General features: G+C 41.8%; 23 protein-coding genes. 19 read left to right on the top strand and 4 right to left on the bottom strand.

The window, feature by feature from the left end; all coding sequences use genetic code 11:
- Positions 1–64 precede the first annotated feature (64 nt).
- The 3 genes from MHH65_RS11800 to MHH65_RS11790 all read left to right on the top strand — a co-directional run bounded on the left by MHH65_RS11800 (position 65) and on the right by MHH65_RS11790 (position 1846).
- Complete coding sequence (locus MHH65_RS11800; RefSeq protein WP_070326483.1) at positions 65–805, top strand: polysaccharide deacetylase family protein; 741 nt, start codon at positions 65–67, stop codon at positions 803–805.
- Positions 806–889: 84 nt separating this feature from the next.
- Positions 890–1618, top strand: coding sequence for a GDSL-type esterase/lipase family protein (locus tag MHH65_RS11795; RefSeq protein ID WP_240491071.1), 729 nt, complete (start codon positions 890–892; stop codon positions 1616–1618).
- Positions 1619–1696: 78 nt separating this feature from the next.
- Positions 1697–1846, top strand: coding sequence for a hypothetical protein (locus MHH65_RS11790; protein ID WP_162842499.1), 150 nt, complete (start codon positions 1697–1699; stop codon positions 1844–1846).
- Positions 1847–1981: 135 nt separating this feature from the next.
- Here MHH65_RS11790 and MHH65_RS11785 read toward each other — a convergent pair whose 3' ends face one another.
- Positions 1982–2122, bottom strand: coding sequence for a sporulation histidine kinase inhibitor Sda (locus MHH65_RS11785; protein WP_003217327.1), 141 nt, complete (start codon positions 2120–2122; stop codon positions 1982–1984).
- Positions 2123–2483: 361 nt separating this feature from the next.
- Here MHH65_RS11785 and MHH65_RS11780 point away from each other — a divergent pair, with 361 nt between their 5' ends.
- Genes MHH65_RS11780 through MHH65_RS11745 form a run of 8 tightly spaced genes read left to right on the top strand, consistent with a single transcriptional unit; the run spans position 2484 to position 7502 of the window.
- Positions 2484–3005: a YqeG family HAD IIIA-type phosphatase gene (locus tag MHH65_RS11780; RefSeq protein WP_008356191.1), complete on the top strand. Its 522-nt coding sequence runs from the start codon at positions 2484–2486 to the stop codon at positions 3003–3005.
- 2 nt (positions 3006–3007) lie between these two features.
- Positions 3008–4108 carry a ribosome biogenesis GTPase YqeH gene (gene yqeH / locus MHH65_RS11775; protein WP_034661381.1) on the top strand — a complete coding sequence of 367 codons (1101 nt, stop codon included), beginning with the start codon at positions 3008–3010 and terminating at the stop codon, positions 4106–4108.
- 21 nt (positions 4109–4129) lie between these two features.
- Complete coding sequence (gene aroE, locus MHH65_RS11770) at positions 4130–4972, top strand: shikimate dehydrogenase (protein WP_046311834.1); 843 nt, start codon at positions 4130–4132, stop codon at positions 4970–4972.
- Positions 4966–5256, top strand: a complete 291-nt coding sequence (yhbY, locus tag MHH65_RS11765; RefSeq protein ID WP_008342507.1) for a ribosome assembly RNA-binding protein YhbY — start codon at positions 4966–4968, stop codon at positions 5254–5256. The genes aroE and yhbY overlap by 7 nt, the downstream gene beginning before the upstream one ends.
- Before the next feature lie 13 nt (positions 5257–5269).
- A complete protein-coding gene (locus MHH65_RS11760) occupies positions 5270–5839 on the top strand; it encodes a nicotinate-nucleotide adenylyltransferase (RefSeq protein ID WP_098676957.1) in 570 nt (189 codons plus the stop codon).
- Positions 5829–6392: a bis(5'-nucleosyl)-tetraphosphatase (symmetrical) YqeK gene (gene yqeK / locus MHH65_RS11755; RefSeq protein WP_034280084.1), complete on the top strand. Its 564-nt coding sequence runs from the start codon at positions 5829–5831 to the stop codon at positions 6390–6392. The genes MHH65_RS11760 and yqeK overlap by 11 nt, the downstream gene beginning before the upstream one ends.
- 13 nt (positions 6393–6405) lie before the next feature.
- Positions 6406–6762: a ribosome silencing factor gene (gene rsfS / locus MHH65_RS11750; RefSeq protein WP_003217467.1), complete on the top strand. Its 357-nt coding sequence runs from the start codon at positions 6406–6408 to the stop codon at positions 6760–6762.
- Complete coding sequence (locus tag MHH65_RS11745; RefSeq protein ID WP_098676956.1) at positions 6759–7502, top strand: class I SAM-dependent methyltransferase; 744 nt, start codon at positions 6759–6761, stop codon at positions 7500–7502. Before rsfS ends, MHH65_RS11745 begins: the two co-directional genes overlap by 4 nt.
- 48 nt (positions 7503–7550) lie before the next feature.
- Here MHH65_RS11745 and comER read toward each other — a convergent pair whose 3' ends face one another.
- Entirely contained in the window at positions 7551–8399 is an 849-nt protein-coding gene (gene comER / locus MHH65_RS11740) for a late competence protein ComER (RefSeq protein ID WP_024423047.1), read from the bottom strand.
- 90 nt (positions 8400–8489) lie between these two features.
- On the opposite strand from comER, the gene MHH65_RS11735 reads away from it, so the two are divergent.
- From MHH65_RS11735 to MHH65_RS11725, 3 genes are all read left to right on the top strand, one after another.
- Positions 8490–9119: a helix-hairpin-helix domain-containing protein gene (locus MHH65_RS11735; protein ID WP_061109375.1), complete on the top strand. Its 630-nt coding sequence runs from the start codon at positions 8490–8492 to the stop codon at positions 9117–9119.
- 65 nt (positions 9120–9184) lie between these two features.
- Complete coding sequence (locus MHH65_RS11730) at positions 9185–9754, top strand: ComE operon protein 2 (RefSeq protein ID WP_061109374.1); 570 nt, start codon at positions 9185–9187, stop codon at positions 9752–9754.
- Positions 9747–12074 (top strand): DNA internalization-related competence protein ComEC/Rec2, encoded by a 2328-nt coding sequence (locus tag MHH65_RS11725; protein ID WP_335351028.1) that lies wholly within the window; start codon positions 9747–9749, stop codon positions 12072–12074. Before MHH65_RS11730 ends, MHH65_RS11725 begins: the two co-directional genes overlap by 8 nt.
- Positions 12075–12113: 39 nt before the next feature.
- Here the strand turns inward: MHH65_RS11725 and MHH65_RS11720 are convergent, their stop codons facing one another.
- Positions 12114–12248, bottom strand: coding sequence for a YqzM family protein (locus tag MHH65_RS11720; RefSeq protein ID WP_012010638.1), 135 nt, complete (start codon positions 12246–12248; stop codon positions 12114–12116).
- A 236-nt stretch (positions 12249–12484) separates the two neighbouring features.
- On the opposite strand from MHH65_RS11720, the gene holA reads away from it, so the two are divergent.
- Complete coding sequence (holA, locus tag MHH65_RS11715) at positions 12485–13504, top strand: DNA polymerase III subunit delta (protein ID WP_335351027.1); 1020 nt, start codon at positions 12485–12487, stop codon at positions 13502–13504.
- 134 nt (positions 13505–13638) lie between these two features.
- On the opposite strand, the gene rpsT is transcribed toward holA, so the two are convergent.
- The gene (rpsT, locus tag MHH65_RS11710) at positions 13639–13905 is read right to left on the bottom strand and encodes a 30S ribosomal protein S20 (protein ID WP_024423042.1); all 267 of its coding nucleotides are present in this window, start codon (positions 13903–13905) and stop codon (positions 13639–13641) included.
- A 198-nt stretch (positions 13906–14103) separates the two neighbouring features.
- Here rpsT and gpr point away from each other — a divergent pair, with 198 nt between their 5' ends.
- The 4 genes from gpr (at position 14104) to lepA (ending at position 18820) form a co-directional block, all read left to right on the top strand.
- Positions 14104–15219 carry a GPR endopeptidase gene (gpr, locus tag MHH65_RS11705; protein WP_024423041.1) on the top strand — a complete coding sequence of 372 codons (1116 nt, stop codon included), beginning with the start codon at positions 14104–14106 and terminating at the stop codon, positions 15217–15219.
- Positions 15220–15285: 66 nt separating this feature from the next.
- Positions 15286–16494: a stage II sporulation protein P gene (locus MHH65_RS11700; protein WP_025092944.1), complete on the top strand. Its 1209-nt coding sequence runs from the start codon at positions 15286–15288 to the stop codon at positions 16492–16494.
- Between the two features lie 13 nt (positions 16495–16507).
- On the top strand, positions 16508–16840 hold the full coding sequence (locus MHH65_RS11695) for a YqxA family protein (protein WP_024427951.1): 333 nt from the start codon (positions 16508–16510) through the stop codon (positions 16838–16840).
- Between the two features lie 141 nt (positions 16841–16981).
- Positions 16982–18820: a translation elongation factor 4 gene (gene lepA, locus MHH65_RS11690; protein WP_024423038.1), complete on the top strand. Its 1839-nt coding sequence runs from the start codon at positions 16982–16984 to the stop codon at positions 18818–18820.
- Positions 18821–18837 lie beyond the last annotated feature (17 nt).

Genomic DNA, 18837 nt, shown 5'->3' with positions numbered 1-18837 from the left:
AGCATGAATTGATGAGAAAGCGGGCAATTTATCGGTAATGATGTTCGGTGGAGGAGGCGGTCGAATGAGAGGGCTGCATATCTTGATGTGTATATGGCTGCTATGTGCTTTTATGCCTAATAAAATAGAGGCACGTACATTAAAACGAGTCGATCTTGAAAAAACGGGACGTGCCTTTTGGGACATGAGAGCGGAACGGAAAAAGATTGCGATCACCTTTGATGATGGACCTCATCCAGTGTATACAAATCAAATATTGGATGTGCTGAAGGACCATCAAGTGAATGCAAGCTTTTTTGTGATAGGGAGCCGAATTCATACATATCCAATGATCGCAGAACGGATTGTGGACGAGGGGAATGAACTCGGCAATCATACGATGAATCATACGTATTTTGACCTTTTGTCGTCAAAGGAGATCAAGCGGGAATTAAAAGAATCAGCGGCTCATATCGCTTCACTCCAGCCTGGGGGTCCCTTATTATTTCGCCCTCCTGGTGGACGCTTAACAATGAAATCATTCCGCATTCTATCAAAGCAAGGGTACGATGTGGTCATGTGGTCCTTTACGCAAGATCCGAAGGACTGGTCAAGACCAGGTGCACGTAAAATTGCAAGCCGAATCATTGATCATATTCAAGGCGGCGATATCATCCTTTTACATGATGGCGGAGGAAATCGCAAGCAAACGGTAGAAGCATTGAAACAAGTGATTCCTGAGTTGAAGAAGAGGGGCTATGAATTTGTAAAAGTAAGTGAACTGCTGCACCATGACAAAGCATATATGCCTGTTCAGCTGCAATAGGCAGCATTCGTCAAAAACATTCATTCATTGAAACCAAAAGTCTTGTCGTTTACTATATGAAGAGGGCTTTTGGAGGTGAATGTTGTGAAGAAATATGTTTTCCTTTTTATCCTACTATGTGTTGCTGCTGGGTGCTCAAAGCCAGTACAAGAAAGCGTCATCGCATTTGGTGACAGCAATACAAGAGGATCAAACTGGGACTTTCGAGATTATCCAACATCTGAAAAATGGGTGAATCTCATGAAAAACGTCGAGCGCGGCCAAATTCAAGTGAAGAATGCAGGCATTGGCGGGCAGACGACTGAAGACGCGAAACTTCGCTTTGAGCAGGATATTTTAAAACAGAAACCAACTTACGTCCTCATCATGTTCGGCACGAATGATGCGGCGATTTTAGACGGAAAACATCCCCGAGTGACGAAAAAACGGTTTAAAGAAAATTTAATCTACTTTGTTTCTGAAAGTAGAAAAGAAGGCATAACCCCGATTCTCATGACCTGTGTGCCTGTTGTAGAAGGCGGGAAAAAGGGCTTGTATTATTACTCTAGATATAAGTCATCTTATTTTGCCGGGAGAGGCGGGGCAAGAGCCTGGCAAAACTCTTATAATGATATCACCAGAGAAGTAGCGAAGGATGAGCAGGTGCCGCTTGTCGACAACTGGAAAGCTTTCATCCGAGAAGCTGGAGAAGATAGTGATCATGCCCTGATTCAGTCAGGTTTGATCGACCCTTCTGGCAATCATATGACACCAAAAGGGGCGAGAATTATTTATAACGAAATCAAAGAGCGTGATGTCATCAAACATTTTTAAATGATGGCCATCTGCCTAAACAAGACCATCCATCCAGCATAGTCTAACAGTATATCTTCCTAGAAGGAGGTAACTGATATGTGGGGATGTCCTTATCCTTACCCTGCGTGTTCGCCTTATCCAGCACAAGGAGCAGGAATCGGTTACGCTTTTCTTGTTGTGTTCCTTGTGGTCATTTTAGTCGTAGGCGGAGGGTTATGGTTTTGGAATGAACAGCCTTGCAATTAAGACACCTCTTCTTTCATCAGAAGGGGTGTTTTTTACGGAAAATAGTAGTAAGCCTATAGCGCAAGTGATATAATATCAGTCACCTGAGTTTAAAAAAGGAGAGTGCTCGGGAGGCATGATTCCTGTGATATGGAATTAAGAGGAAACAGAGAGCATATGCCCGAGCGAACGTCTTTTCATTTCTGTCTCAATTAATTCAATGAAGTCGCGATTTAAGTTCATTTCATTTGCTTTATAATACGATTCTATAAGTAAATCATCTGACAGCTTTTTCATACTAGAAACCCATATGATGGGAAAAACACCTCCCCTGAAAAAGTTGGCATAAAATTTGAGGAAAAGACATATCATCATAGGTTGATCGACTGTCTTTGAAGTACCTTTAATCTACCATGAATGGGAAACAAGAACAATCGTTCTGTTATCCACATGGTTAAGTGGATAACTTGTGGGTAGAGTGTTTATAATTGAATGAAAGCGTGATGGAATATAGGTGGATAATGTGTGTAAAATTATCCACACCTGTTGAAGGTCCTCATCATATGTCGAAAACTTTTTCATTGTATTCGATAGACAGACAAATTGTGATTTGATTCGACACAATCGCTGAAAACCAATGGAAGAAAGGGTGCAAATTGTGCTAAAGAAGTATTTCTTACCGGATGAATTTGTGAAAAGTATTTTCCACATTTCACCGCAAAAATTAAAAGAACGAAATGTAAAAGGAATTATTACCGATCTAGATAACACACTAGTAGAATGGGACCGTCCAAGTGCGACACCGCGCTTAATTGAATGGTTTCAAGAAATGAAAGATCACGGGATACAAGTGACGATTGTATCGAACAATAATGAAAAAAGGGTCAAGCTTTTTTCTGAACCGGTTCATATTCCGTTTATTTATAAAGCGAGAAAGCCTATGGGAAGAGCCTTTAATAAGGCAGTCGCTGATATGCAGTTGAAAAAAGAAGATGTGGTTGTCATTGGAGATCAGCTCATGACAGATGTTCTTGGCGGGAATCGTCATGGCTTCCATACGATTTTGGTCGTTCCTGTTGCTGCCTCGGACGGATTTTTCACAAAGTTTAACAGGCAGATTGAACGCAGAATTTTAGGAGCCTTAAAGCGTAAGGGCCACATTCAGTGGGAGGAAGAGTAATAATGGAAAAGGTTGTTTGTATTGGCTGCGGTGTAGCCATTCAGACGGAAGATAAAGATCAATTAGGATATGCGCCGGCAGCATCTCTATTGAAAGAAGATGTGATCTGTCAGCGCTGTTTTAGGTTAAAGAACTACAATGAGATTCAAGATGTTTCTTTAACAGAAGACGACTTTTTAAATATATTGCACAGCATTGGAGAGACAGATTCTCTCATTGTGAAGGTCGTTGATATTTTTGACTTTAACGGAAGCTGGATCAATGGACTGAGCCGTATTGTCGGCGGTAATCCGATTTTACTTGTCGGCAACAAAGTGGATATTTTACCGAAATCCGTGAAAAAAGATCGTCTGATTCATTGGATGAAACGGGAAGCAAAGGAAAACGGATTAAATCCTATCGATGTTTTCTTGATCAGTGCAAGCAGAGGCCAGGGTGTGCCTGAGGTGATGGAAGCGATCGATCATTACCGCGAGGGAAGAAATGTCTATGTTGTCGGCTGTACGAATGTTGGAAAATCAACATTTATCAATCGAATCATCAAAGAAGTATCTGGCGAAGAGAACGTTATTACTACATCCCAATATCCAGGTACTACACTTGATGCGATTGAAATTCCGCTTGATGACGGGTCTGCTTTATTTGATACGCCGGGCATCATCAACCGCCATCAAATGGCGCACTATGTCAGCAAAAATGACTTGAAGATTTTAACGCCGAAAAAAGAATTGAAACCGAGAACGTTCCAATTAAATGAAGCACAAACGCTTTATTTTGGCGGACTGGCTCGATTTGATTACGTAAAAGGCGGCAGAACATCATTTGTCTGCTATATGCCAAATGAGCTGAACATTCACCGTACAAAGCTGGAGAACGCAGATGATTTATATGAAAAACATGCAGGGGAACTCTTGTCACCGCCATCAAAAGAGGGAATGGAAGATTTCCCGCCGCTCGTTCCGCATACCTTTACCATTGATCAGCCAAAAATGGACATCGTCTTTTCAGGTTTAGGCTGGGTCACTGCAAATGATGCGGGCAAGCAAATCAAAGTTTATGCGCCAAAAGGCGTTCATGTGTTTATGAGACGTTCGTTAATTTAAATGTTCAAAGGGGGAGAGACCTTGAAACCTTTATACGGAGTAATCGGTAACCCTGTTGGCCACTCAATGTCTCCGGATATTCATAATGCAGCATTAAAGGATGCTGGAATTGATGGACATTATCATGGCTTTCAAGTAGAAAGTGATGACCTGAAAGATGCGATTAGCGGCATGAAAGCCTTAGGAATCAGCGGCATTAACGTCACTGTTCCTCACAAGGTAGAAATCATGCAGTACCTCGACAAAATTGATGTGACAGCTGAACGCCTCGGTGCCGTCAATACGGTGAGGCTCGAAGGGGGTCAGCTCGTTGGGTACAATACAGATGGAGAAGGCTTCCTTCATTCATTGCTTGAAGCCTTGGATCAGCCGCTATCAGAGCTGTCATTTCTCTTGATTGGTGCTGGCGGAGCGGCAAGAGCGATTTATACGACAATTGCTCAGTATGCACCGAAGAGCTTTGATATTACGAACCGCACCATTGAAAAAGCTGAAGCTTTAATTGAAAGTGCAGAGGGGAAAATCACATCTCAAGCAATCACATTAAATGCAGCGGAAGAGCGGCTTGGGGAATATGATGTCATCATCCATACGACCTCGATCGGCATGTATCCGAATGTTGAAGAAACCCCGATTTCTTTAGCGAACGCAAAAAAAACAGCGGTCGTTTGTGATATTGTGTATAATCCAATAGAAACAAAACTACTCAGTGAAGCAGCAGGTTTAGGCTTGAAAACAGTGGATGGGGTTGGCATGTTTGTTGGACAAGCAGTAAGAGCCTTTGAACTGTGGACAGGCATTACGCCTGACGCCGGAAAAATGAAGTCAATTGTTATAGAGAAATTAGGAGGAACACCATGTTAAAAGGTAAGCAAAAACGTTTTTTACGTGCACAAGCACATCATTTATCACCTATTTTTCAAGTTGGAAAAGGCGGGGTAAATGACAATATGGTCAAGCAAATTTCCGAGGCGCTTGAAGCAAGAGAACTGTTAAAGGTCAGCGTATTGCAAAATTGCGACGAGGACAAAACGGAAGTTGCGAAAGCACTTGTAAAAGGTGCAAAGGCTGAGCTCGTTCAAACGATCGGAAATGTGATTGTCCTTTACAAAGAATCTAAGGAAAATAAACAAATTAAGCTGCCGTAAAGGTGGATGCGATATGAAAAAAATAGGGTTGTTCGGCGGTACGTTTGATCCTCCCCATAACGGGCATTTGCTGATGGCAAGTGAGGTGCGGATTCAAGTGGGGCTTGATGAAATTTGGTTTATCCCAAACCATATGCCTCCTCATAAAACTGGACGGAAACGAGCAGATAGTCATCACCGGATAAAAATGGTGGAGGCGGCGATTCAGTCAAATCCATATTTTCGGCTCGAGCTCATTGAAATGGAGCGGGAGGGCCCGTCTTATACGGTAGATACAGTCGATCTGTTAAAGAAGCGTCACCCAGAAGATCAGTTTTTTTTTATGATAGGAGCGGACATGGTCGAGTATTTGCCAAAATGGCATCGGATCGATGATTTGCTTCAAATGATCACCTTTATTGGGATGAAAAGGCCGGGTTACGTTGGAAGTACGGCATATCCTGTTTTATTTGCAGATGTTCCAGCTTTTGATGTATCATCGACATTGATTAGGCAGCGAATAGAGCAGGGGAACCCTGTCGATTATTTGATTCCGAAAGCTGTTGAGCGTTATATAAAGGAGCATCATTTATATGAATCGTGAAGAAGCATTGAACTGTGTCAAAGAGCAGTTAACAGAGCATAGATATACACATACACTCGGAGTCATGGAGACAGCCATTTCATTAGCGGAACGGTTCGGTGCAGATGTGAAAAAAGCAGAGATCGCCGCTATTTTTCATGATTATGCGAAATTTAGACCAAAAGAAGAAATGAAGGGGATTATCCAAAAAGAACAGATGAACCCTTTATTGCTTGAATATTCGCCCGAGCTTTGGCACGCCCCGGTTGGTGCCTATTTGGTCAAAAAAGAAGCTGGAATTGATGATCAAGATGTGTTAACAGCTATTGAATTTCATACTTCCGGCAGACCAGACATGACCTTACTTGAAAAAGTCATTTATGTCGCAGATTATATTGAACCAGGACGTCATTTCCCTGGTGTCGAAGAAGTAAGGGAATTAGCAGAACATGATCTAGATCGTGCACTGATCCAATCATTAAAAAACACCATCAGTTTTCTAATGAAAAAGAATCAGCCAGTCTTTCCAGATACGCTTGCTACTTACAACTCGCTTGTGCATAAGAACAACTAAGGAGGAATTTTGGATGGATTCATCATCAATTTTAAACGTCGCAGCAGGAGCATGCGATGATAAACGGGCTGAGGATATTATTGCCCTTAATATGCAAGGAATCTCACTTGTTGCAGATTATTTTCTCATTTGTCACGGGAATTCTGATAAACAAGTGCAAGCCATTGCAAGAGAAGTAAAACATCTTGCTGAGGAAAGCGGAATCGAAGTGAAGAAGATGGAAGGCTTTGATGAAGCAAGATGGGTATTGATTGACCTAGGTGATGTCATTGCCCATGTGTTCCACAAAGAAGAAAGAGGATACTACAATCTAGAAAAGCTATGGGGAGATGCGCCAAGAGAAACCCTTTCACTTGGCATTAACTCATGATTTATCAAGGGTTTGCAGGTGTGTATGACGAGCTCATGACACATGCACCTTATGATGAATGGGTTCAGTGGATCCAGCAGTATATGAAGCCGAATGCTGCCATCATCGATGTAGGCTGTGGAACTGGAGAGATTTCTCTTCGGTTAGCTGAAAAGGGCCACAAGGTCACAGGAATTGACCTCAGTGAAGAAATGCTGGTCTTCGCGCAGCAAAAAGCGCAGGCGAAAAAGCAGTCGATTCAATTTTTACATCAAGATATGAGAGAGGTTACGGGCTTTGAGCAAGCCTTCCAGGCAGCCGTTATTTGCTGTGATTCCTTGAATTACTTAAAAAACGAAAATGACGTCAAAAAAACCTTTAAAAACATGTTTCAGCTTTTAGAGGCAGATGGGGTTTTACTTTTTGATGTTCATACGCCTTATAAAATGGAAGAGGTATTCCCGGGTTCGACTTATGCAGATCAAGATGAAGAGATCAGCTATATTTGGCAGAGTGATAAAGGGGATGACATGTATTCGGTCATTCATGATTTAAGCTTTTTTGTAAAAGACGGAGACATGTATCAGCGTTATGATGAGACACATGAACAGCGCACATTTCCATTTGAAACATATGCAGCGTTCCTTGAGTCCGCTGGCTTTGAACAAATAGAAGTGACTGCTGATTTTACAAATGAAGCCCCCGGTGAATTCGCCGAAAGATATTTCATCTCAGCTAAGAAACCAAAAACCATCGTTTAATAGAACGATGGTTTTTTAAAACCCTTTTTTCGCTTGTTGCAAAGATGATTAATTTCTGCGATCATCAGTGAACACGCTTGGCGGATATTGATGCGCAACCGCCTCTAGATCTTCATCGAATTTTTCATGGGTGTTTTGAAAGAGACGGTGAAACATATCTTGCACACCTGCTTCAAGTGCTTTAATGCCTTCACCAGTGACGCCGCCTTTCACACATACTTTGTCTTGCAGTGTCGGAAGGGTATAGACTCTTTTTTCAATCAAACGGCCAAGACCAACAAGCATATCCTCTGATAAGGTGGTGGCTTCTTCTTTAGAAATATCCGTTTCTTCTACGGCTGCTTCAATCATTTTCTGAACGAGAAAACTGATAAAAGCAGGTCCGCAGCTGACAATATCGGAAGCCGCTCTTGTAATTGAATGATGGATCTCGATAGGTGTTGAAATGCACGAAGCTAACTGTCTTAACGCAGTTTTCGTCGCGGCATTGCATGATGAACCAAAAGTTAAAAGTGATGCGCCTGATAAAGCGCGGTTTGTAATGCTTGGAATCAGCCTGGCTGTTTGACAAGGAACGATATCCTGAAGCTGTTCAGGATGAACCGGACTTGTAATGATGACAATGGTTTGCTGCTCCGTTAAAAGAGGGCTCAGCTCTTTTAAAAGTGGATAAATATCAAGTGGTTTGACACAAACAAAAATGAAATCTTTATTCGTGACAGCCCCTGAAAGCTGTTTCGTTACTTCAAGCTCTGGATGGTTCTTTTTTATATTGAACGCTTTTTCAATGGTTCGGTTTGTAATAGTAATCGATGAGGGATTGACTGCCTTTGATTCAATAAATGCCTCAGTAAGTATGGTACCCATGTTTCCTGTACCGATTAACCCTATATTCAAACGTTCTCCCTCCTTAGACGCATTGGATCTGTTATCTTCTAAACAGTATGTTGAGCAGTAGAAAAATATGATTGAAAGAAGCGTGAGTAAGTGAAACGACTCATTTCATTAAAAAAATACAGTCTTTATATCGCCGCTGGACTCATAGTCGTGATCATCTTCAGTTTCTTCTTTTTCACTGGAAAAGGAGAGGGCAACAGAGAGCCAAGTGTATTGAAGGAAAATAAAGACATACAAGTCACATTAGAAGACAAACAAGAAAAGACAGAAAAAGAGCCATCGACGATTTTTGTAGAGGTCAAAGGAGCTGTAAGGAAGCCAGGTGTTTATACGTTTCAATCTGAAGCTCGGGTAGAGGAAGCGATTCAAAGGGCAGGAGGCTTTACCAGCAAAGCAGACTCGATTGAAATCAACCAAGCAGCTAAATTAGAGGATAGTATGATGATTTATGTTCGTAAGCAGGGGGAAGCGGAAAGAGAGGCGCAAACAGCATCAGCTGACGCATCAACGGGCGTTGAAAAGAGTGAAGGTGTGAATGTCAATCAGGCCGATGCAGCCGAATTGCAAACCATTAACGGCATAGGACCAGCTAAAGCCGAAGCTATCATTACGTATAGAGAGGAACACGGAGAATTTCAACAAATTGAAGACTTGCGGAACATTTCAGGTTTTGGGGAAAAGACGATTGAACGGCTGAAAAGTCAATTGACCGTGAAGTAGAATTGACGTTAGAGAAGAAAGGCATGTACACTTAATATCAACCATCATTCTGGAGGGATCAGCTCGTGGAAAGAATTTCATGGAATCAATATTTTATGGCACAAAGCCATTTGCTTGCTTTACGAAGCACCTGTGAGCGGTTAGCTGTTGGGGCGACCATCGTAAGGGACAAGCGCATCATTGCAGGGGGGTATAATGGCTCCATTGCCGGTGATGTTCATTGTGCGGATGTAGGGTGCTATGTCATTGATCATCACTGTGTTCGCACCATCCATGCGGAAATGAATGCTATTTTACAATGTGCCAAATTTGGTGCACCTACAGCTGATGCTGAAATATATGTCACACATTTTCCTTGTTTACATTGCTGTAAAGCCATCATTCAAGCGGGCATACGAACAGTGTACTATGCAAAGGATTATAAAAATCATCCATATGCGATTGATTTATTCGAGCAGGCGGGTGTTCAAACAGAGCAAGTTGAATTAGATGAAATGATCATCGACTTAAAAAATCAAGAAAAATTGGCCTTTGTTGCAGATTTAATTGGGAAGCTGAGTGAATCAGGACTTAGCGAAACAGAAATTCGCGATATGCATGAGAAGGCGAATCAATTATTTACTTCCTATGTTTAAATATTTGCCGTTTGGGGCAATTTCAGCAGCTGTTGGAATTGCTCTGGCTGCATATCATCTTCATATGTATTTCCTTCTCTTTCTTCTCATCATATTACTTCTCAGTCTACTGAAAAAAATGCCTCAGCTCTTTTTAATGGTCAGCCTATGCGGGGCTGTCTATATACTCATTTTTATGATTCATGAGTCTCTTGAAACGGATCAACCCGTACTAGAAAAATTCCTATCTGGTTCCGTTGTGATTGAAAGTATTCCGAAAACAGATGGCAATCGTTTTTCAGCGACTGTTTCAACAGACCATGAACAACTAGCCACTTTTTATACAATTCAAACAGAGCGTGAAAAAGAGGCATTAAAAGAGGTAGAACCTGGTATGAGCTGTCACATGACAGGTGATGTTCGTCCAGCAAAGCACGCAACCATTCCTAACGGGTTTCAATACGATCAATTTTTAAAATCAAAAGGAATTGACGCCATTTTTCTGCCACAGTCGATCAAAAACTGTACAAAAAAAGACAGTTCTTCCTATTATCTTCAAGTGATAAGGCAAAAGGGTTTGAAATTTTTAGAAGATCATGTGCCTAAACACTCTGTTTGCATTGTACAGGCACTTATTTTTGGCGATCGTGAGTTGATAGAACCTGACACATTAAGAGATTATCAAATGCTCGGCATTATTCATTTACTAGCAATCTCAGGACTGCATGTGCAAACGCTTCTTGCATGTTTATTTTGGTGTCTCCTTCGTGCGGGCGTGACAAGAGAGACAGCACGTATTCTTCTCTTATGTTTTCTTCCTATTTATGCTTGTTTGACAGGTGCTGCACCATCTGTTTTAAGAGCTTGCCTCATGGCAGGAATCTATTTAGTGATGACTAGTCTGCCAAAAGAAATGAAACAGCCTTCTGCTGTGGTATTAAGTGCAACATTTTTACTCTTATTAGCGATTCATCCTCTTTATTTATTTGATATCGGATTTCAGCTTTCATTCGCGGTCACGTTTTTTATTTTGTTATCGACTAGGATTTTATCAAAAGCAAAAAGTTCAGTCATGCAATTATTCCTGATTTCCTTTATTGCACAGCTTGCTTCACTTCCTGTTCTTTTATATCATTTTCATCAATTCTCTTTACTGAGTGTACCTTTGAACATGATATTTGTTCCTTTTTATACGACGGTCGTTATGCCGCTGTCCTTACTCTTTTTTATTCTCACTATGATTTATCTTCCGCTTGGACAAACATTGTTTCAGCTGCTTGATTCGGTGATTCAGCTTAGTCATCAATTGTCAGCCAATATGGCTGTTTTTGATGAATTCAACTTGATTTTTATGAAGTCTGCTTGGTGGCATATTCTGCTTGAGGTGAGCGCCTTAATTGTTCTGTTATTTGTGATGGAGAGCAAAACTTCTGTGAAATCCTATGCACTGCCGATCCTTTTTCTTATTGGTGTCTTGAGTGCACACTATTTCACCCCGAATTTTCTCGAAAAAGGGGAAGTGACAATGCTGGATGTAGGACAGGGGGATAGTTTGTTTATTCAGCTGCCCTATCGAAAGGGGCACCTGCTTGTGGATACAGGAGGCAGACTTTCTTTTGAAGAAGAACCGTGGAAAAAAAGACGTAAGGTGTCTACGATCGGTGATCAAACACTGATCCCGTTTCTGCATTCTAAAGGGATAGCAAAACTTGATGTTCTTATTCTCACACATGCGGATCAAGACCATATGGGAGAAGCAGCTCGTTTAATCAAGCGAAATAAAGTAAAGCGGCTGGCTATTCCAAAAGGCTTTGCACGGAGTCCAGAGGATGCGGAGCTGTTAAAAGAAGCAGCTGATCAAGGGATCATGATTGATGAATTAGAGAGAGGAGATCAGCTTCAGATTGGAGAGCAAATATTTCAGGTCCTTCATCCATCGCGTGATCGGGTAACAACTAAGAATAATGATTCACTCGTTTTGACATTTACTCTAGGCGGGAAGCGGTTTATGCTCACTGGAGATCTTGAACAAGAAGGGGAGCGAGACATGATAGAAGCCTTTCCTCATCTGCGGGCAGATATCTTAAAGGTTGGACATCACGGGAGTAAAGGGTCAACAAGCGAAGAATGGCTTCAGCATCTCAAGCCCTCACATGCACTCATTTCAGCAGGTGAACGCAATCGTTATCAGCATCCACATCAGGAAGTATTGAAAAAATTAAAGGATCAACAAATGAAAGTGTATCGGACAGATATCGATGGGAGCGTGACGTATGAATTTCTCGATGAGCAAGGAACGTTTTACACTCATCCTCCATATGATATCTTACAAAATCAATAAAAAAACTGCCAAAACGGCAGTCATGTAACCTTCATGAAGTTAAGATCCAACGAGGTGTATAATGGTTGCCAAAATAAACATTGAGGCGAAAAATCCGAATGTGACGATAAAACCAACGGCTGAGTCGGTCACATCATTCCGCTTGCTTTGAACATTTTTTTCAAATTCATTCATTTTCATCCCTCCTGGCTAATTTTAGTATACTTGAACTCATTTGGAATTGCTAGAAGGTAAAGTAACCGTTTTCCATTTTATGATCATTTTATGAATATCGTCTGACAGCAGGCTGACCCGGGAGCTTGCGCCGGACGTTTACTATAAATGAGGAGGCGGCACTTTCAGCTTCCTCTTTACTAATGTCTTCACACACTTTAGGATAGAGGAGGAAGTGAAAGAGAGGGAGTCAATTGATGGTCTTTGATGTATGGAATAATTTAAAACGAGGGGATATCCATCCCGTTTATTGCTTATATGGGAAAGAAACATATTTACTGCAAGAAACCGCTGCTAAATTGAGACAAGCTGTAGTAGAGGAAGAAACGAAGGATTTTAATTACTCCGTCTTCGATATGGAAGAAGTGCCGCTTGAACAGGCTGTGACGGATGCAGAAACATTTCCGTTTATGGGAGAAAGACGTCTCGTCGTGATCAAGAATCCTTATTTTCTTACTGCTGAAAAGAAAAAGGAAAAGATTGAGCATGAGCTTTCTGTATTAGAAGCTTATTTAGAAAAGCCAGCGCCCTATACCATTCTCGTGTTATTGGCACCATATGAAAAGCTGGATGAGCGTAAGAAAATCACCAAATTGCTAAAAAAGAAAGCTGCTGTCGTTGAGGCGAAAGAGTTAAACCCAAAAGAAACAACTGATTTCACCATCACACTGGTGAAGACAGAAGGAAAGACGATTACATCCGAAGCGGCTGAGCAGCTTGTGATGCTATGCGGCGGAAGTCTCTCCTCTATATTCCAAGAGGTTCGAAAGCTAAGTACATATATTGGAGAGCGGGAAGAAATTGAGTTAGCAGATGTCAATCAGCTCGTTGCAAGAAGCTTAGAGCAAAATATTTTCGAGCTGATTAATCAAATCGTAAACAGACGCCGCTCTGAGGCCATGCAGATGTTTTATGACCTGCTGAAGCAAAATGAGGAACCCATTAAAATATTAGCACTCATTTCAACTCAATTTCGATTGATTTTGCAGACGAAGTACTTCGCTCAGCAAGGATATGGACAAAAACAAATTGCTTCAAATCTAAAAGTCCATCCGTTTCGGGTCAAACTTGCGATGGATCAGGCAAGACTGTTTTCAGAAGAAGAGCTCAAGCAGATCGTCAAAGAGCTTTCAACGATTGATTATGAAATGAAAACCGGTAAAAAGGACAAGCAGCTGCTGTTAGAATTGTTCCTGCTTCGTTTGTTAGGCGCTTGAACATAAAAAAACGACCTTCTAAAAAGAGGGTCGTTTTTGTTTAGATGTATAATTGCCAGTCTGTCCTTAAGGCTCGGCCGGTCAGGACGGACGTACAGTTAAACAGGTGCCTCATCACTGAGGCGTTGCAAGCATTATGCAGAAAGTCCGTTTACTTGTTTAGCAAGTCTTGATTTGTAACGCGCAGCTGCGTTTTTGTGTACAAGACCAGTTTTAACGGCTTTGTCAATGCGTTTTGCAGCAGAAGCAAGAGCAGCTTTTGCTTGCTCAGCATCGTTGTTAGCTACAGAAACTTCAACTTGTTTAATCGCAGTACGCATCGCAGACTTGATTGTTACGTTATGTGCACGGCGTTCGTTATTCGTTTTTGTACGTTTGATCGCTGATTTAATATTTGGCATGTGTTTCACCTCCTAAGATACAACCTAAACACAATTGTCTTAAGGTTAAATCTTCACAATAGAACAAATTGTATTCTATCAAACACACCTTTAGAATGCAATATAAATGTAAAGTATTTTTCATTGATGACGTACTCGAATGTTTCTTTCAAGAGATGGAAAGACTACTGTTAATTACTTGGTGGAAGGAGTCTTTTTATGGAGAAACAGAAACTTGATTTAAGCGTTTATCAAATCCGGACAGACCTCGCTGTTGAAACAAAAGAGATACTAGAACAAGAGAACGATCCGAATGTCGTCAAAAAGGACGGGATCCAAGGGATTGTCGAAAAGGAAAAAGAAGAGCAAGGCATCCGCATACGTACTGTGGAAATCACGAAAGAAGGGGAGGAGCTGACCGGCAAAAAGGCAGGGACATACTTGACGTTTGAGGCACAAGGCATTCGGGAGAAAGACTCTGAGATGCAAGAAAAAGTCGTTGAAGTCTTTGCCCATCATTTTGCTCAGTTTTTAAAAGACCGAGGCATTCAGGCTGATGCAAGCTGCCTTGTAGTAGGGCTGGGAAACTGGAATGTTACGCCAGATGCACTAGGTCCTCTCACAGTTGAAAACCTGCTTGTAACCCGCCATCTCTTTGAATTGCAGCCGGAAAATGTTCAGGAAGGCTATCGCCCGGTTTCTTCTTTGTCACCTGGTGTGATGGGACTGACCGGTATTGAAACAAGTGACATTATCCAAGGCGTGATCGAGCGGTCTAAGCCTGATTTTGTCATCGCGGTCGATGCCCTTGCTGCTCGTGCGGTGGAACGAGTGAATACAACCATTCAAATTTCTGATACAGGTATCCATCCCGGCTCTGGTGTAGGGAATAAGCGAAAAGAATTAAGCAAAGAAACATTGGGAATTCCAGTGATTGCGATTGGCGTTCCGACAGTGGTGGATGCAGTAACCATTGCAAGTGACACAATTGATTATGTCTTAAAGCATTTTGGTAGAGAACTAAAAGATGATAGACCATCCCGCTCTCTTGTGCCGGCTGGTTTGACATTCGGGAAGAAAAAAGTACTTAACGAAGAAGACTTGCCAGATGAAGAAACGCGTCAGTCATTCTTAGGCATCGTAGGCACCCTTCCTGAAGAAGAAAAAAGGCAGCTGATCCACGAAGTGCTTGCGCCCCTGGGACAAAATTTAATGGTCACGCCTAAGGAAGTCGATACATTCATTGATGATATGGCAAACGTACTTGCCAACGGATTAAACACAGCGCTTCATCAAAAAATCACTCAAGATAATATGGGTTCATATAATCATTAATCGGTTCTACTTTCTCTAGCTCGCTCATAGTGTAATTACTAGAAAGCGTGCTGGAGGGAGTAAATCATGAAAAAAAGACCCCGCCGTCCTCGACAGTTGGTCGTTGCGATTAATGGAACGAAAGTAGTAAAAAGCATCTTCTTATTTATTGCCTCTCTTGTTGTGGTGTTTGTGATGTCAGGGGCTTTGACCTCTTTAAAACCCGAGCTGAGGCCACAAGCCTCGTTATATGGTGTAGCAGATGAGCTCTCTGGCGCATTTTTTGCCACATTAATGGGCATGGAAAACCAATATTTCGCCTCAGCAGTTCCAGAAGATCAAAAAGGATTTCATTTCTCTGGGCTGTCACTGAAGCTTGCAACCAGTATTAATTTAGAAGACCCGCGCAGTTTCCTAGGAAGAGAGCTCCCAGGCTTTGAACATTTTGATACAAAAATCATCTTAGCGGGTGAAGGAACAGACTATACCAATATGCCAATGGAATCGCCGCCGCCTAGTGAAGTGATCCAAGATGAAAAAGAAGCAAATTTGGCTGAGCTGGACAAGCTCGATGATGATACGCCGAAAAAGCCTGCCAAAGAACCGGACCGGTCAACAGGAAAACGAAAAGCTGTGTACATTTACCACACACATAATACGGAATCATATTTACCATTTTTAAAAGGAGAAACGAATCCAAATAATGCACGGCACTCAAAAGTGAATGTCACCCTTGTTGGCGACATGTTTGGAAAGGCGCTTGATCAGCAAGGAATCGGCAATACAGTCGACAAAACGGAAATTGAGAAAAGACTCGTGAAAAAAGGATTAAAATATCCGCAGTCTTATAATGAATCAAGATTGGTCGTGAAAGAAGCCTTAGCGAAAAATGATGACCTCGATTATTTAATTGATATTCACCGGGACTCAAGAAGAAAGAAAGATACGACTGTCGAAATCAAAGGGAAAAAATATGCGAGAATTGCGTTTGTTGTTGGGAAGAAGAATCAAAGCTATGAGAAAAACTTAAAGCTTGCGACAGAGTTCCACCATTTGATGGAGAAAAAATATAAAGGTCTTAGTGTCGGTGTGTTTGCCAAAGGAGAAATTGGCGATAATGGAATCTATAATCAAGATTTATCCGACAAAGCCCTTCTTTTAGAATTTGGCGGAGTAGATAATAATATGGAAGAATTAAGAAATGCATCCAATGCGGCAGCTGATGTATTCAGCGACATTTTCTGGGACGCGGAAAAGGTGGACGGCAAAGCAAAGGATGAGAAAAAACGCTCTTAAGGTGGTGACGGGGATGGGCTCATTTATTGGAAAAACCATTATTTTAGGATTGGTCTTGCTGTTTGGTGTCTTTTTAGGAATGCAGCAAGCGAATAATGGCATGCTGCAAATGAAGGGCTACCATGATCCGCAATTAAAAGGAGCTTTCTCCATTCAAATGAACGACGATGAAGAAAAGGAAGCTTCTATCTTAGGAACTGCTGTTACAGAAAAGGATCTTGCCGAAAAACAAAAACAGCTGGAGGAAATAGAGGGCTTTAATGCCTTTTCCAAAGCAGGAAAAGCCCTGTCTGATGGCATGACACATGCAGCCCGTTCTCTTTATGATTGGGTGAATGGGAAATAAACGAATTTCATGAGATATCACCCTTTTAATCAAAGCCGCTGACTGATAAGCGGCTTTTCTTGATTTCGATTGAATCTTTACAGCCCTATTGATATAATCTAACCTAGCGCAACCCGCGTTTTATAGTAGGAGTGATAGATTGTGACAGATAAAGAAAAACGATTAGAGCGGCAATCAAGAATTCGAAATTTCTCCATTATCGCCCATATTGACCATGGGAAATCCACATTGGCAGACCGTATTTTGGAAAAAACAGCGGCGATTACTCAACGGGAAATGAAAGAACAATTGCTTGATTCCATGGATTTAGAGCGTGAACGCGGCATAACGATTAAATTAAACTCTGTCCAGCTGAAGTATAAGGCGAAGGATGGGGAAGAATATATCATGCACCTGATTGATACTCCAGGGCATGTCGACTTCACCTATGAGGTATCTCGAAGCCTAGCTGCCTGTGAGGGTGCGATTCTTGTAGTAGATGCAGCACAAGGAATTGAAGCACAGACACTTGCGAACGTTTATTTAGCTCTTGATAACAACTTAGAAATTCTTCCGATTATCAACAAAATCGATCTGCCAAGTGCAGAGCCTGAGCGTGTAAGAGAAGAAATTGAAGATGTCATCGGGTTGGATGCGTCTGAAGCTGTTCTCACCTCTGCTAAGGCGGGTATTGGAATCGAGGATATTTTAGAACAAATCGTTGAAAAGGTGCCGGCTCCCGCTGGAGATCCAGAAGCACCACTTCAAGCCCTTATTTTTGATTCTCTTTACGATGCGTATCGCGGCGTTATTGCGTACATACGAATTGTCGAAGGAACCGTCAGACCTGGTCAGAAAATTAAAATGATGGCGACGGGGAAAGAATTTGAAGTACTTGAAGTTGGCGTTTTCACACCAAAAGCCATGCCAACAGACGAACTCACCGTTGGAGATGTTGGCTACTTAACCGCTGCGATTAAAAATGTCGGTGATACACGTGTAGGGGATACGATCACAAGCGCGGAAAACCCTGCGAAAGAAGCACTTCCAGGATACAGAAAGCTAAACCCAATGGTATACTGCGGACTTTATCCAATTGATACAGCGAAATACAACGACTTACGTGAAGCGTTAGAAAAGCTTGAATTAAATGATTCTTCACTTCAATATGAGGCAGAGACATCCCAAGCACTTGGCTTCGGTTTCCGCTGCGGCTTCCTTGGAATGCTTCATATGGAAATCATCCAGGAACGGATTGAACGTGAATTTAAAATTGATCTGATTACGACAGCGCCAAGTGTTATTTATGATGTATATATGACAGATGGAGAAAAAATTGTCGTAGATAACCCGTCCAATCTGCCTGATCCGCAAAAGATTGAGCGAATTGAAGAACCGTATGTAAAAGCAACAATGATGGTGCCGAATGACTATGTAGGCTCTGTGATGGAGCTTTGCCAAGGAAAGCGCGGGAATTTCATTGATATGCAGTATCTTGATGCGAACCGCGTGAGCATTGTGTACGAAATTCCTTTGGCAGAGATCGTATACGAATTCTTTGATCAGCTAAAGTCCAACACAAAAGGCTATGCGTCCTTTGATTATGAGCTGATTGGCTATCGTCCGTCGACGCTGGTGAAGATGGATATCATGCTGAATGGCGAAAAAATCGATGCCCTTTCCTTTATTGTTCACCGCGATTATGCATATGAACGAGGCAAGATCATCGTAGAAAAGCTAAAAGAACTGATTCCACGCCAGCACTTTGAAGTGCCGGTTCAAGCAGCAATCGGTCAAAAAATCGTTGCACGTTCCACCATTAAAGCGATGCGTAAAAACGTACTTGCTAAATGTTATGGTGGAGACATTTCCCGGAAAAGAAAGCTTCTTGAGAAGCAAAAAGAAGGGAAAAAGCGCATGAAGCAAGTGGGCTCTGTTGAAGTCCCACAAGAAGCATTTATGGCTGTGCTGAAGATGGACGACAGCACACCAAAAAAATAACATCCTCAAGGCTACCT

Origin of the sequence: Bacillus sp. FSL L8-0654 (genome assembly GCF_038629965.1) — a bacterium.
Taxonomy (GTDB): Bacteria; Bacillota; Bacilli; order Bacillales; family Bacillaceae; genus Bacillus; species Bacillus safensis.
Note: the sequence above shows the minus strand (reverse complement) of the source record. Positions and strands in the feature narration are given on the sequence as shown.